Source organism: Streptomyces sp. AC550_RSS872, from assembly GCF_019049285.1.
Taxonomy (GTDB): Bacteria; Actinomycetota; Actinomycetes; order Streptomycetales; family Streptomycetaceae; genus Streptomyces.
Genome location: NZ_JAGMUL010000128.1, coordinates 113,048 through 127,706, shown reverse-complemented (window position 1 = coordinate 127,706; position 14,659 = coordinate 113,048). Strand labels below are relative to the sequence as shown.

The 14,659-nt window shown below is 70.6% G+C and carries 12 protein-coding genes; 7 read left to right on the top strand and 5 right to left on the bottom strand.

The genetic code is table 11. The features are described 5' to 3' along the window. Window positions 1-2 precede the first annotated feature (2 nt). Complete coding sequence (locus KUM44_RS35665) at window positions 3-2,696, top strand: amino acid adenylation domain-containing protein (protein WP_308402800.1); 2,694 nt, start codon at window positions 3-5, stop codon at window positions 2,694-2,696. A 63-nt stretch (window positions 2,697-2,759) separates the two neighbouring features. Here KUM44_RS35665 and KUM44_RS35660 read toward each other — a convergent pair whose 3' ends face one another. Continuing rightward, window positions 2,760-3,182 (bottom strand): secondary thiamine-phosphate synthase enzyme YjbQ, encoded by a 423-nt coding sequence (locus KUM44_RS35660; protein WP_217213899.1) that lies wholly within the window; start codon window positions 3,180-3,182, stop codon window positions 2,760-2,762. 134 nt (window positions 3,183-3,316) lie between these two features. On the opposite strand from KUM44_RS35660, the gene KUM44_RS47790 reads away from it, so the two are divergent. The 5 genes from KUM44_RS47790 (at window position 3,317) to KUM44_RS35640 (ending at window position 7,564) form a co-directional block, all read left to right on the top strand. Then, entirely contained in the window at window positions 3,317-3,400 is an 84-nt protein-coding gene (locus KUM44_RS47790; protein ID WP_313884353.1) for a putative leader peptide, read from the top strand. Window positions 3,401-3,621: 221 nt separating this feature from the next. Further along, a complete protein-coding gene (locus tag KUM44_RS35655) occupies window positions 3,622-4,503 on the top strand; it encodes an ABC transporter permease (RefSeq protein ID WP_217213898.1) in 882 nt (293 codons plus the stop codon). Then, a complete protein-coding gene (locus KUM44_RS35650) occupies window positions 4,476-5,258 on the top strand; it encodes an ABC transporter ATP-binding protein (protein WP_217213897.1) in 783 nt (260 codons plus the stop codon). Before KUM44_RS35655 ends, KUM44_RS35650 begins: the two co-directional genes overlap by 28 nt. A gap of 72 nt (window positions 5,259-5,330) precedes the next feature. Next, window positions 5,331-6,356 (top strand): ABC transporter substrate-binding protein, encoded by a 1,026-nt coding sequence (locus KUM44_RS35645; protein ID WP_217213896.1) that lies wholly within the window; start codon window positions 5,331-5,333, stop codon window positions 6,354-6,356. Between the two features lie 80 nt (window positions 6,357-6,436). After that, complete coding sequence (locus KUM44_RS35640; protein ID WP_308402804.1) at window positions 6,437-7,564, top strand: FAD-dependent oxidoreductase; 1,128 nt, start codon at window positions 6,437-6,439, stop codon at window positions 7,562-7,564. Between the two features lie 317 nt (window positions 7,565-7,881). Here the strand turns inward: KUM44_RS35640 and mltG are convergent, their stop codons facing one another. Together mltG and KUM44_RS35630 are read right to left on the bottom strand one after the other, a co-directional pair. Further along, complete coding sequence (gene mltG / locus KUM44_RS35635; protein ID WP_217213894.1) at window positions 7,882-8,736, bottom strand: endolytic transglycosylase MltG; 855 nt, start codon at window positions 8,734-8,736, stop codon at window positions 7,882-7,884. 43 nt (window positions 8,737-8,779) lie between these two features. Then, window positions 8,780-10,657, bottom strand: a complete 1,878-nt coding sequence (locus KUM44_RS35630; RefSeq protein ID WP_217213893.1) for an ABC transporter ATP-binding protein — start codon at window positions 10,655-10,657, stop codon at window positions 8,780-8,782. A 95-nt stretch (window positions 10,658-10,752) separates the two neighbouring features. Here KUM44_RS35630 and KUM44_RS35625 point away from each other — a divergent pair, with 95 nt between their 5' ends. Next, entirely contained in the window at window positions 10,753-11,202 is a 450-nt protein-coding gene (locus tag KUM44_RS35625; RefSeq protein WP_217213892.1) for a MarR family winged helix-turn-helix transcriptional regulator, read from the top strand. A 181-nt stretch (window positions 11,203-11,383) separates the two neighbouring features. On the opposite strand, the gene KUM44_RS35620 is transcribed toward KUM44_RS35625, so the two are convergent. Continuing rightward, complete coding sequence (locus tag KUM44_RS35620; RefSeq protein ID WP_217213891.1) at window positions 11,384-12,832, bottom strand: cation:dicarboxylate symporter family transporter; 1,449 nt, start codon at window positions 12,830-12,832, stop codon at window positions 11,384-11,386. 172 nt (window positions 12,833-13,004) lie between these two features. Then, window positions 13,005-14,657 (bottom strand): peptide-N4-asparagine amidase, encoded by a 1,653-nt coding sequence (locus KUM44_RS35615; protein WP_217213890.1) that lies wholly within the window; start codon window positions 14,655-14,657, stop codon window positions 13,005-13,007. Window positions 14,658-14,659 lie beyond the last annotated feature (2 nt).

Sequence of the window (14,659 nt, the reverse complement as noted above, 5' to 3'; positions counted from 1 at the left end):
CCGTGTCCGCGTCGCTGTCCGATCCCCACCTCCACGCGACCCACTGCCATGCGCTGCGCGTCCGGTCGGGACACTCCCCGGACCCCGCCCGCCGACCCGGGCTGTGGATCGAGGACGTCCCCGTGCCGGCGACGGCCCCCCTTGCAGAGCGCCGACGCGCCGTCGAACTCGCACGGCCCAGCCGCGATCCGCGCCAAGTCCTGCTGCGCTACGCCGACGGCCTGTCCGACCTGATCGTCGTCGCCTCGCGCGGCCGCTGGGACCGTACGGCCCTCAACCGGCTGGCAGCCGGACAATCCGTGGCGCCGAACGACGCACGCCCGGCTCCCGAGGCCTCCTCGGCCCCGTCCCCTCCCGCCTGGGGGCTAGGGGGCGACGGTCCCAGCGACCCACATGTCGTCGCCCTGGACGACGACGGCGGCGACGAGGCGAGCTGGCTCACGGCACTCGCCGTCACCCTGCGCCGCTACGACCCCGAAACCCCGCCGGTCATCGGCACCGACCATGGCAGCTTCACCGTCGAAGAGGCCGCCACGCTCGGCGAGTCGAAGCCCTCCTCAGCGACCGGCCCCGCGCTCACGGGCCTGCTCTTCACCGACAACACCGCCCTTCCCGACGACACCGCACTTCCCGGTGCGGACGAGACCGAGTACGTGCCCTGCCTCGCGCCCCCGTTCCCGCTCACCGTCTCCGTCCTGCGGGACTCGGGCGGTCTGCGGCTGCGCTGCGACCACCTGAGCAGTCACTTCTCCGCGGAGATCGCGGCCCAGTTCGTACGGCACCTCGTGCACGTACACCGGCAGGTCCTGGACCTCCCCCGGACTCCCCCGGCCGACGTCGAACTCCTCGACGCGGCGGAGCGAGCGCACACGGCGTCGCTCGGCCGCCCGCCCCGTCCCCTGGCCGGCCGGCCGGTGAGCGTGCCCGGAGCGCTCGCCCGGATCGTGGCGGCGGCACCGGACCGCATCGCCGTGACCGACGGCGACACGGGCCTGACCTACCGCGAACTCGACGAGAGGGCGGCCCGGTCGGCAGCCGGCCTCCGAGCACGCGGGGTCAGGGCCGGCGATCGGGTGGGCGTGTGTCTGGAGCGCTCCGCCGAACTCGTCGTCGCCCTGCTCGCCGTACTGAAGGCCGGCGCGGCCTATGTGCCCGTCGACCCCGCCCACCCGGCGGACCGGCTCGCCCACACGGCACGGGACGCGGGTCTGGGCGTGGTGATCACCCGGCTCCCTCAGTTCCCGGCCGTAGCGGACTGCGTGCGGGTGACGCCGGACGAACTGATGGACGAACCGCGAGGCGGGCGGCCGTCGCCGGAGCATGACGCGAGCCCTCCGCCTCCCGCACCCGATGACGCCGCCTACGTCATCTACACCTCCGGCTCCACCGGCCGGCCCAAGGGCGTCGTCGTACCGCACCGGAACGTGATCGCCCTGGTCGACGCGACCCGCGACGAGTACGGGCTCGGCGAGGCGGACGTGTGGACCTGGTTCCACTCCAGCGCCTTCGACTTCTCGGTGTGGGAGATCTGGGGCTGCCTGCTGACCGGCGGACGCCTCGTCGTCGTACCGTACTTCGTCTCCCGTGAACCGGACCGCTTCCGTGACCTGCTCGTCGCCGAGCAGGTCACCGTGCTCAGCCAGACCCCGTCGGCCTTCGCCCAGCTCCTGGGCGTCGACCACTGCGAAGCGTCCGTCCGGCTCGTCGTCTTCGGCGGTGAGCCGCTGGACACGCGGATGCTGCTGCCCTGGTTCGACCGGCACCCCGAGCGGTCCTGCCGGCTGGTGAACATGTTCGGCATCACGGAGACGACCGTCCATGTCACCGAACAGACCCTCACCCGGAAACTGGCGCTCGCCGCCACCCGCTCCGTCGGGCGTGCCCTGCCCGGCTGGCACCTGTACGTGACGGACCCGGCCGGACAGCTGCTGCCGCCGGGGGTGGCGGGCGAGATATGCGTCGGTGGTGCCGGTGTGGCGCTCGGCTATCTGGGTCAGGAGGAGCTGACCCGCCGGCGGTTCGTACCGGACCCGTTCACCGGCGGCACGATGTACCGCAGCGGCGACCTCGGACGCCTGCGCCCGGACGGGCGGCTCGACCACCTCGGGCGGATCGACAGCCAGGTGAAGATCCGTGGCTTCCGCATCGAGCTCGACGAGATCCGCTCGGTTCTGCTGGAGGACCCCGACGTGCGCACCGCGGCGGTCCTGGTGCGCCACGACGACCCGTCCGACGCCGCCACGGCCAGGATCGACGCCTACGTGGTCCTGTCGTCCGGAGGCGATGCCGCCGGGATCCGCGAGCGGGCCGCCGGCATCCTTCCCGACTACATGCTCCCCGCCACCGTCACCGCGCTGGACGCCCTCCCGCTGACCCCCAACGGCAAACTCGACGCAGCGAAGCTTCCCGCCCCGGCGGTCCCGCGCTCGTCACGGCGGGACACGGCCCCGGCCGCCGCCGACGACGGCCTCACCGCGATCCTGACCGAGATCTGGAGCGAGGTGCTGGGCGTGCCCGTGGCCCCCGACGACGACTTCTTCGAGCTCGGCGGCAACTCCCTGTTCGCCGTCCGGATCGGTGCCGCCCTGCGGGCCCGCGGTCTGCCGTCCCTGCGGCTGCGGGAGCTGTACCGCCACCCGACCGTCCGGGGAACGGTGGCGGCTCTCAGGACCGCGGACGAGCACCGCCGGAAGTGACCGGAATTGATCAGTCGCCGTCTCCCGGCACGAAATTTCGCGGCCGCCCCAGGACGATTTTGCTCAGCCCAGGAAGCTGAGCCGCACCTGCCGGTCCGGATTGTCCCGGTTGGTATCGACGAGGCACACCGACTGCCACGTCCCGAGCTCCAGCCGCCCGTTCAGCACCGGCAGCGTCGCGTGGGGCGGGACGATGGCCGGGAGGACATGGTCGCGGCCGTGGCCGGGGCTGCCGTGGCGGTGCTGCCAGCGGTCGTCGGCGGGCAGGAGGGTGTGCAGGGCGGCGAGGAGGTCGTCGTCGCTACCGGCGCCCGTCTCGATGACGGCGACGCCGGCCGTGGCGTGCGGGACGAAGACGTTCAGCAGGCCGTCGCGGCCCGCGGCCGCCTCCCGCAGGAAGGCCTCGCAGTCGCGGGTGAGATCCACGACCCGCTCCGAGGAGCCGGAGGCGACGTTCAGAACTCGGGTGGTGAAGGCGTCTGACATGTACTCCATCCTCGCCCATGCACCGGAGTTCACGCGCGAGGAGACTCCGACGATACGGCCGAGCCGTGATACACGAGGTCCACTTCGCGAGACAGCGTTGACCATGGCCTCGTCATCTGGCTACGTTCTGCGGCATGTTGCGTTCAGCCCTGCTCACCACGCGCGGTCACATCGACCTGCTGCGGGTGGCCTCCGCCGCGTGTCGCCGCGGCCGCTGACGCCCCCTTCCTCTCCTCACCCACGCTTTCTCCGTGCACCGGGCCGGTCCTGACCTGTCCGGCCGGGTCCAGATCTGTCCTGTCGGGTCCAGATCTGTCCTGCCGGGCCATGACCTGCCCCGGCTGACGTGACCTGCTCCGGCCCGTCGTGCCCTGATCGAACCTGACCCGGTGGCATGACACGTGTCTCCCTCGCACACCCATCGCCCCCTGGAGTACCCATGAGCATCAGCCATGCCCCACCCAGCGCTGACAATGCGGATATTCCCCTCAAATCCAGTTTTGAGGAGCCGCCGCCCGTCGATGTCGTCCCCCTCCTACCCGCCTCCTCCCGCCGCACCCGCGTCCCCCGCTGGCTGCGCCGCACCACCGGCCCCGTCCTGCTCCTCCTCCTGTGGCAACTTCTCAGCAGCACAGGCGCGTTGACCGCCGACGTACTCGCCTCGCCGGGCCGTATCGCCCAGGTCGGCGGCGATCTGATCGCCGACGGTTCGCTGACCTCGGCCATGGGGACGTCCCTCCAGCGCGTCGCCGCCGGGCTGGCGCTCGGCACGCTCGTCGGGACCGGACTCGCGCTTGTCTCGGGCCTGTTCCGGGTCGGCGAGGACCTCGTGGACGCACCCGTGCAGATGCTGCGGACCGTGCCCTTCGTCGGGCTCATCCCGCTGTTCATCATCTGGTTCGGTATCGGCGAGGCACCCAAGGTCGCCATCATCACGCTCGGCGTGACGTTCCCGTTGTACCTCAATGTCTACGCCGGTATCCGTGGCGTGGACGCCCAGTTGATCGAGGCCGGGGAGTCCCTCGGGCTGTCCAGGTGGGGTCTCGTGCGACACGTGGTGCTGCCCGGCGCGCTGCCAGGCGCCCTGACCGGTCTGCGCTACTCGCTCGGCATCGCCTGGCTCGCGCTCGTCTTCGCCGAGCAGGTCAACGCCGACTCCGGCATCGGGTTCCTGATGGTGCAGGCGCGGGACTTCCTGCGGACCGACGTGATCGTGGTCTGCCTGATCGTCTACGCCTTCCTCGGCCTGCTCGCCGACTTCATCGTCCGCTCCCTCGAAAGGCTGCTGCTGCAATGGCGACCGACGTTCACCGGCCGGTGAGTCCCCGGCCCACACAGGCCGGGCAGACCACGCAGGCCCTGCCCGTCCCCCAGTCCGTGCACGTCGACGGACTGACCCGCTCGTTCGACGGCCGCGCCGTCCTCGACCGACTGCAACTCGACGTCCGCCCCGGTGAATTCGTCGCCCTCCTCGGTCGCAGCGGCTGCGGCAAGTCCACCCTGTTGCGCGTCCTGGCCGGCCTCGACCGGGACATCGAGGGCACCGTGCTGGTGCCGCGCCGCAAGGCCGTCGCCTTCCAGGCGCCGCGGCTGATGCCCTGGAAGAAGGTGTGGCGCAACGTGCTGCTCGGTCTCCCGGGCAAGCCGGACCCTGCCGTGGCCGAGCGGGCGCTGCATGAGGTCGGGCTGGACCACCGTACGGACGCCTGGCCCAAGACGCTCTCCGGTGGCGAGGCACAACGGGCCTCGCTCGCACGGGCGTTGGTCCGCGAGCCCGATCTGCTGCTGCTCGACGAGCCGTTCGGCGCGCTCGACGCGCTCACCCGGATCAAGGCCCAGCGTCTGGTGGGCGAGTTGTGGCAGCGGCGCGGCTGCGCGGTGCTGCTCGTCACGCACGACGTGGAGGAGGCCGTGCTCCTGGCCGACCGCGTGCTCGTGATGGACGACGGGGTCATCGCGCACGAGCAGCACATCGACCTCGACCGACCCCGCGACATCACCGACCCGCGGTTCGCAGAACTGCGCGCCGGGCTACTGGAGCGCCTGGGCGTCGACACCGCCGCGGAAGCCGCCTGAGCTCCCTCACGCGCAGAACAGAAACCCCATCCCTCGGTTCCACCGAACCCAGTTCCACAGAACGGATCCGTCATGCGACGTCGCCACGTCCCCGCCACACTGCTCCTCCCCCTGGCCCTGCTCCTGTCCGCCTGCGGAGGCAGTTCGTCGGCCTCGACCGGCGGCGACACCGACGGCTCGGGCTCACTGACCCTCGACGTCGGTGACCAGAAGGGTGGTTCGGAGGCCATCCTGCGGGCCGCCGGGGAGCTCAAGGGCCTTGACTACAAGATCAAGTGGTCCACCTTCACCTCGGGCCCGCCGTTGCTGGAGGCCGTCAACGCCAAGGCCGTCGACATCGGCGGGGTCGGCAACACGCCGCCGGTCTTCGCGGCGGGCGCCGGTTCGAAGATCACGGTGGTGGCCGCCTGGCACGGCACGTCCAAGGGCGACACCATCCTCGTGCCGAACGGCTCGAAGCTGAGCGGGACCGGGCAGCTCAAGGGCAAGTCGGTCGCCGTGGCACAGGGCTCCTCCGCCCACTATCAGCTGGTCGCCTCCCTGAAGGAGGCGGGGCTGAGCCTGAGCGACGTGAAGGTCAAGTACCTCCAGCCCGCCGACGCACTGGCCGCGTTCACCTCCGGCAAGGTCGACGCGTGGGCCGTGTGGGACCCGTACACCTCGCAGGTGCTCAAGGGGAAGCAGGGCCGCGTGCTGACCACCGGTGACGGCGTCACCAACGGGCTGACCTTCCAGGTGGCGGCGCCGGGTGCGCTGAAGGGCCAGAAGAAGGCCGCCGCGATCAAGGACTACCTGGAGCGACTGCGGCGGGCCTACCAGTGGGTCTACACCCATGAGGACGAGTGGGCCAAGGTCTGGTCGAAGGAGACCGGGCTGCCCGAGGACGTGGCGCTGGCCGCCGTGAAGCGGACGTACGCCACCCGGATCGCGGTGGCCGTCGACAAGCCGCTCATCGCCTCCGAGCAGGAGATCGTCGACGCCTTCGCCGATCTGAAGCTGATCCCGAACAAGGTCGACTTCGGCGGCTTCACCGACACCCGGTTCAACGGTGGCCTCCCGCCGTCGACCACCGCGCCCCGCCCCTCGGAGGGTTCGTGACCTGACGGCCCGTCTTGACTGGTTTCCTGCCTGGTGGCGTTCGCGAGTGGGCGCCGAGGCCGGGGCCCGGGGCGGGGAAGATCCTCACCTCCGAGGCTGTTAGTAGAAGCGTGAACAATACCGAGACGGTCGAGTCCGTCGACGTGGTCGTCGTAGGCGCTGGTCAGGCAGGCCTCTCCAGCGCCCATCACCTGCGGCGCAACGGCTTCGAGCCGGGCCGTGACGTCGTCGTGCTCGACCACTCCCCCGGGCCGGGTGGCGCCTGGCAGTTCCGGTGGCCGTCGTTGACGTACGGCAAGGTGCACGGGATGCACGCGCTGCCCGGCATGGAACTGACCGACGCCGACTCCGAGCGGCCGTCGTCCGAGGTCATCTCGGAGTACTTCGACCGTTACGAGCGGACCTTCGACCTGCGCGTCCGGCGCCCCGTCGACGTGCGTGCCGTGCGCGAGGGCCCGGACGGGCGGCTGCTCGTCGAGACCTCGGCGGGGACCTGGTCGACGCGGGCGCTGATCAACGCGACCGGCACCTGGGACCGGCCGTTCTGGCCGCGCTACCCGGGCCAGGAGACGTTCCGGGGGAGGCAGTTGCACACCGCCCAGTACCCCGGCCCGGAGGAGTTCGCCGGACAGCGGGTCGTCGTGGTCGGCGGCGGGGCCTCCGGCACCCAGCACCTCCTGGAGATCGCCCGGTACGCGGCCGCCACGACATGGGTCACACGGCGCCCGCCCGTGTTCCGCGAGGGTCCCTTCACCGAGGACGTGGGCCGCGCGGCGGTCGCTCTCGTCGAGGAGCGGGTCCGTCAGGGGCTGCCACCGAAGAGCGTCGTCTCGGTCACGGGACTGCCCCTGAACGACGCGATCCGGCAGGGCCTCGCGGACGGGATCCTTGACCGGCATCCCATGTTCGACCGGATCACCCCGAACGGCGTCGAGTGGCACGACGGGCGGCGCCTGGACGCCGACGTCATCCTGTGGGCGACCGGCTTCCGAGCCGCCATTGACCATCTGTCCCCCCTGCGCCTACGCGAACCGGGCGGCGGCATCCGCCTCGAGGGAACGCGCGCGGTCGCCGACCCCCGCGTCCACCTGGTCGGCTACGGCCCGTCCGCCAGCACGATCGGCGCCAACCGAGCCGGCCGCGCGGCCGTACGGGACATCAGGCGATTGCTGCGGGAGGAGTCGGGGGCCGAATCGGTCGCCGCATGACGTCCCGTCGGGGGTGAGACGCCGGGCAAGTGCTGCCCCGCCGAGGCGGCCGGGCTCGGCCGCCGGGCAAGCTGGTCCACGTGTGACGGCCGCGCCCGCCCTCGCACGCATACACGCCACGCCCCGAGTCGCCCCCGCGAGCAACCCGGTCGCACCGGCCACCCCGTCCCGCGTCCGACCGCATGTCGATCGCCGTGCGGCCGCCTGCCTGCCGCCTGCCTGCCTGCCGCCTACCACCCGCCGGGCTCCTGGCCGGTACCCGGCCGCGCCCAGCGACGGCCGACTGCCGCGCACCGCGGGGATGTCGTCCCCATGGCTCACTTCGTCGGTTTCGGGGACGCCTTCCGTTGGGCTTTGGTGAAGTCGGCGACATTGCGCTGGTGTTCCGAGTAGTCGGCGGTGAAGCGGGTGTCACCGGGCTTGACCGTGACGAAGTAGAGCCAGTCGCCCGCGGCCGGGTTGATCGCGGCGCGCATCGCGTCCTCGCCCGGGTTGGCGATCGGCGTGGGCGGCAGGCCCATGCGCTGGTACGAGTTGTAGGGGCTCTCGATCCGCGTGTCGGTGTCGCTCGTCCTGAGCGTGCGGCGGTTCAGGGCGTAGTTGACGGTGGAGTCCATCTGCAACGGCATGCCGCGTTCGAGCCGGTTGTAGATGACCCGGGCCACCTTGCCCATGTCGGCCTTCGTGTCGGCCTCGGCCTGGACGATGCTCGCGATGGTGACCGCCTGATAAAGGTTCATCGCGTTGCGCTGCGCACCGGCGGCGATCGGGGCGCCGCTGAACTTCTGGTTGGCGGCGTCGACCATGGCCGACAGCAGGGAGTCCGGCGTCGCCTTCTTGCCCGCGCGCTCCAGCGGATACGTCGCCGGGAAGAGATAGCCCTCGGGGTTGCCGTCGGCGTCGTTCGGCAGTTTGAGGTCGAGCTTCCCGAGGGACTTCTTGGTGGACCCGGGCGGCAGGGTGAGGGCCTTGTCGATGGCCTCGTAGACCTGGCTCGCGCGCCAGCCCTCCGGGATCACCAGCGAGGTCGGCTTCGCCTCCTCGTCCTCGCCCAGACTCAGCAGCGGCACCGCCACGGCGGTGCCGGCCACGACGGCGCCGGCGGCGATCAGGGCGATACGACCCCGGCGCGTCAGTCGAATCGTGCTCCGTGACGGAGTGTTCATGTGCATGCGGGCACGGTAACCCGCACATGCTCACAAACCTGGCATAACGTCACACCGTCGGCTCCAGTTGGGCGTCACGGCGGACCAGCGCCGCATACGGCCCGTCCCGCTCCAGCAACTCCTCGTGCGTACCCCGCTCCGCCACGCTCCCCGCGTCGAGCACCACGATCTGGTCGGCACCCCGAACGGTGGACAGACGGTGGGCGATGGTGACTGTGGTGCGGTTGGCCGACAGCGCGTCGATGGCTTCCTGGACCGCGTGTTCGGTACGGGTGTCCAGCGCGCTCGTCGCCTCGTCGAGGATCAGTACCGGCGGGTCGCGCAGGATGGTGCGGGCGATGGCCAGGCGCTGTTTCTCACCGCCCGAGAAACGGTGGCCGCGCTCGCCGACGACCGTGTCGTAACCGTCGGGCAGGGCCGCGATGTGGTCGTGGATCTGGGCCGCCTTCGCCGCCCCGCGCAGTTCCTCGTCGGTGGCGTCCGGCTTGGCGAAGCGCAGGTTGTCGGCTACCGAGGCGTGAAAGAGGTACGTCTCCTGCGAGACGACGCCGACCGCGCGGGCGAGGGTGTCGAAGTCGAGGTCGCGCACGTCGACCCCGTCGAGGGTGACCCGGCCGCCGGTCACGTCGTACAGCCGCGGCACGAGGTGGCCCAGCGTCGACTTTCCGGCGCCGGTCGGGCCGACGACCGCGAGGCTGCCGCCGGCCGGGACGGTGAGGTCGATGCCGTCGAGTATCGGGCCGCCGCTCTTGCCTTCGTCGCCGTCGTAGCGGAACTCGACGTTCTCGAAGCGGACCTCGCCCTTGACGGCGTCGAGATGGACGGGGTCCTTCCGCTCGGTGATGTCGATGGGCAGGTCGAGGTACTCGAAGATGCGCTGGAACAGCGCGAGCGAGGCCTGGATCTGGACGCCGGTCGACAGCAGGCTGACGGCCGGGCGGAACAGCCCCTGCTGGAGCGAGACGAAGGCGACGATCGTGCCGATCGAGACCTGTGGGCCGCCGAGCTGGAGGGCGGTGCCCGCGGCCCAGTAGATGACGGCGGGCATCGCGGCCATGACGATGCCGATAACGGCCATGCGCCAGCGGCCGGCCATGTTCGACCGCACTTCGAGGTCGACCAGCCGCTCGGACTCGTCGGAGAACGCCGTGGTCAACGAGTCGGAGCGGCCCATCGTACGGCCGAGCAGGATGCCGCTGACCGAGAGCGACTCGGTGACGGTGGCGGCCATCGCGGCCATCTGCTTCTGCCGCTGGGTGGTGATCTTCTTGCGCTCCTTGCCGACGCGGCGGCTGATCCAGACGAAGACCGGAAGCAGGAGCAGCGAGACGGCGGTCAGCCGCCAGTCGAGGGCGATCATCGCGACGATCGTGGCGACCACGCTGGTGAGGTTGGAGACCAGGGAGGTCGCGGTCGAGGTGACGGTGGCCTGCATACCGCCGATGTCGTTGGCGATGCGGGACTGGACCTCGCCGGTGCGGGTGCGGGTGAAGAAGGCGAGCGACATGCGCTGGAGGCGGCCGTAGACGGCGGTGCGCAGGTCGTGCATGACGCGCTGGCCGACCGTCGTGGAGATCAGGGTCTGGAGGACGCCGAAGACGCCGCTCAGCATGGCGCTGAGGATCATGCCGAGCGCGAGCAGGCTGAGCAGACCGATGCGGCCCTCGGGGATGGCGACGTCGAGGATCGCCTTGAGAAGGAAGGGCGTGGCGACGCCGACGAGCGACGAGGCGCCGACGAGGAGGCCGACGACGGCCAGGCGTCCGCGGTAGGGACGGAAGAGTTTCAGGATGCGGCGCACCTGCCGGGGCTGCGGCTTGTCCGCGCTGTCCGCGCGCCCCGCGTTGCCCGGGCTGCCCGCGCGGCCCGCGGTGTGCTTGCTGTCGGCGGCCGGTGGCGTCCAGGAGGGTTCGTTGTCGGGGTGCATGGGCTCCTTCGGGAGGTGTGGTGATGCGGGACTGACGGAGCTTAGCTCATTGTTACCTATGCTCACAATGAATGTCGTCCTGATATTGTTCCCGCATGACCAGCCCCGATCCCGACGGCCCGCTCGCCGAGCAGTTGCTGCGCTTCACCCGCCGGGTGCACCGGATCCAGAAACGCCACCTGCTGGAGCGCGACCTGGGGGTCACCCCGGCCCAGTCACGCCTGCTGCGCACCCTCGCGCACTACGACTCGCCGCCCCGGATGGCCGACCTCGCCGAGCGCCTCGAGGTTGTTCCGCGTGCGGTGACGACGCTCGTCGACGGGCTGGAGGCGAGCGGGAAGGTACGCCGGGTGCCGGATCCGACGAACCGGCGGGTGATCCGGATCGAGCTCACCGACGACGGCAGGGGGGCCCTGCGGGAGCTGCACGGTGCGCGCCGGTCGGCCGCGGAGGAGATCCTGGCGCCGCTGACGGACGAACAGCGGTCGGTGCTGGGCGAGCTGCTGGACACGCTGATCGACGGGACCGCGCCGCGCGCGTGCTGAGCGGGACGGCACGGAGCGGGAGGGTGCCGGACACGCGGGGTGCTGGACGGGAAGGTGCCGGGCACGAGGATGCCGAGCCGGCAGGCGCCGGACCCGAGGGTGCCGAGCACAAGAGACCGCGGCCATCGCTCCGTACTGCTGGAGCGATGGCCGCGGCCCGTGCTGCTGAACCGAGTGGACGTCAACCGTTCTCGGAGGCCACCTCGGCCGTCTCCTTGCCCGTCTGGACGGGTACCACGACCGGGGCCTCCGACTGCGGGGCCTCGGGCTTCCTGAGCTCCGCCTTCGCCCCCTTGGGCTCCGCCTGCGGCTCGTCGTCCTCCAGGTGGACCACGATCTCGCCGTCCAGGACCTTCCTCGCCCGCTCCTTGTCCAGCGCGCCCTCCCAGCGCGACACCGCGAAGACGGCGACGCAGTTGCCGAGCAGGTTGGTGACGACGCGCATCGAGTCCATGATGCGGTCCACGCCGAGCAGCAGCGCGACGGCTCCGGCCGGGATCGCGCCCAGCGAGGAGGCGGTCGCGGACAGGGCGAGGAACGCCGAGCCGGGGATGCCCGCCATGCCCTTGCTGGTGAGCATCAGCACCAGGATGACGGTGATCTGCTGGCTGAGGCTGAGGTCCACGCCCACGGCCTGGGCGATGAACAGCGTGCCGATGGACAGGTAGAGCGAGGCGCCGTCGAGGTTGAAGGAGTAGCCCGTCGGCAGCACCAGACCCACGGCGTCGTCGCGGGCACCCGCCTTGCGCAGCTTCTGCATCACGCGCGGCAGGACGGACTCGGTGGAGGCGGTGCCGAGCGCGAGCAGCATCTCCTCACGGATGTAGCGCAGGAACTTCCAGAGGCTGAGTCCGGTGACGACCTTCAGCGCGACGGCCAGCAGCGCGATGAAGAGCGCGGCGGCCGCGTAGCACAGGATGATCAGCTTGCCGTACGTCTCGATGACACCGAGGCCGTAGTTGCCGATCAGGACGGCCATCGCACCGAACACGGCGATCGGGGCCAGCCGCATGACGAAGCCGACGATCGCGAAGATGATCTCCTGGGCCTGCTCGATGGCCGGCAGCACCTTCGGCACCTTGGTGTGGCCGAGATGCAACAGCGCGGCACCCACCAGACAGGCCAGGACGAGCACCTGGAGCAGGGAGTTCTCGGCGAAAGCGCCGATGAAAGAGGTGGGAATCGCCTCGAGGGCGAACTGGGTCGTCGAGGGCAGGTGACCCCCGCCGGTCTTCGCGTCGACCGCCGAGGCGTCGAGCGTGGACGGGTCTACGTTCATCCCCGATCCGGGCTGGACGACGTTGGCCGCGAGGAGGCCGATGAGCAGCGCGAGCGTGCTCGCGACCTCGAACCAGATCAGGGCCTTCAACCCGATCCGGCCGAACGCCTTCAGGTCACCGGCCTTGGCGATACCGACGACGACCACGCAGAACACGAGCGGGGAGATAATCGTCTTGATAAGCCGGATGAAACCGTCGCCGAGCGGCTGGAGATCCGCGGCGAAGCCGGGCCACAGCTTCCCGACGACGATTCCGAGCACGAGCGCGCAGGCGACCTGCGCGAACAGAGAGGTACGCAGCATGCGTGCGACGCGTCGCGACAGGGACGGTGACGGTACGGACGGCGGCACGGGCACTCCTTGGGGACGGCGGCACACAGAAGCCATGGGGGACGGGGGACTTCTGCCATACGGAAAGCGGATTCCGTGCCGATACTTTGCGGGTGATGTTGGTCCCGCACAAGACCCCTGTGTTGCATCCGTGTAAATCACTCCCCGAGTGACGCATCGCACATCGCTCGCGTCAGCAGCCCCTGCGATCCTCCGTGAGCACCCCCTGCACGCTGCTGAGGAAGCGGTCGTAACAGCCCTCCGAGCCATACAGCCGATAGCGCTCGCTCGTCGTGCCGACCGCGTGCCGCTGGTCGCGCGGCACGTTCAACGTCCATGAGGCGTCGCCCTCGACGGTGTCGTCGAGCCACGACCACGCGATCCGCCGTCCGCCCCGGGTCGTCCCGACCGTGACCCGGTCACCGAGGGTCAGCACGGTACGCAGCCGGTCGTCCGCGCCGATCGTGATCGAGCCGTCCATCGTGTACGTCCGCTGAGTACGGGTCGTGCGGACGGGTCCCCGTCCGTCGACGGTGACCGACTGGTCGTCCTTCCAGACGGCGTCGAGTGCGTCCAGGTTCTCGCCGTCGGTCCAACGGTGCGCGGAGGTGTTGGTGAGCGATCGCCTCACGGTGGTCGTCACCCGGCCGTGCGAGGTGTCGACGTATCCGCCGACGGCCAGCCGGTGACCACCCTCGGTGTCCACCCGATGCTCCGAACCGGGCGTGTACGTCGAGGAGTTGGCCAGGTCTCCGATCTTGTGCTCGGTGAGCCGACCGGTGACGTGCACGCTCTTCGCGTCCTGCCAGACGAGGACGTTCACGGGTGCGCTCCACCCGCTCTGCCCCTGCGGGACGCCGACGACGGAGACCTCGACGCGATGCGGGCGGCCGTCGTTGAGGAGGCCTGCGAACGGAGTCAGGTCGTATTCGATCGGCTTGACGTCGAAGGCGCGCGGTCCCGGAGTGACGTACCAGAGGAAGGGGTTGGACCAGCCGCCTGTCCAGACGTGCGGGAACGGCGCGGCGATTCCGGCCAGTCGGCCGTCGACCTCGATCTGCACCTCGCGGTAGGGTCCGTCGCCGGCCTTGCAGGAGTAGGGCGCCGGGTCGGGCGCCGCCAGATACCAGAACTCCTCACAGCCGCCGCCGGATCCGGTGGCGTACACCTCGGCGACGATGCGTTCGCTGTTGCGCGGGGTGGTGACGGTGCCGTCCCGGAGGGTGAGGACACGGTCGGGCGTGGCGGCGGAGCGGGCGGTGGTCATGGCGGGCTGGGTGGAGTTCATGGCGAGGCGGGTGGAGTTCATGGCGGGGCGGCCGGCGTAGAACGTCAGCGTGACCTTGACGTCGATGATGCCGGTGTAGGTGTCGTCGACGACGTTCCCGATGAGCATCTCGACGTCCTGGTCGCGGCGGAAGGTGTCGCTGTACCGCGTGACGTCCTTCTCGACGGTCCACTCGATCCCGTCGGGTGACGGCTCCGGCGTCGAGGTACGGAAGATCTCCACCCCGCCGACCTGAAGATGTCCCAGCCGGTCGAACTGGCGTCCCTTGACCTTGCCGTCCATCCGCAGCACGACCTTGCTCCAGCGCTCACCGCAGCCGTCGGGCGGTGTGTAGGTGCCCTTGTACGGGGTGAAGTCGCGGAACTGCGCCTCGGCGACGGTGACTTGGCAGGACTTGCCGGGCGGCTTGGCCACGGGCGGGGCGGCCGTGACCGGGTCGTGCCAGTCGGTGCCGAACTCGGCGGGCACATCGGCCGATCGAGCGGGGGCCGCGCCGGACAGGGAGCCCGTCAGGAGGGTCACCCCGGCAAGCATGGACATGACGATTCGACTCTTCATGG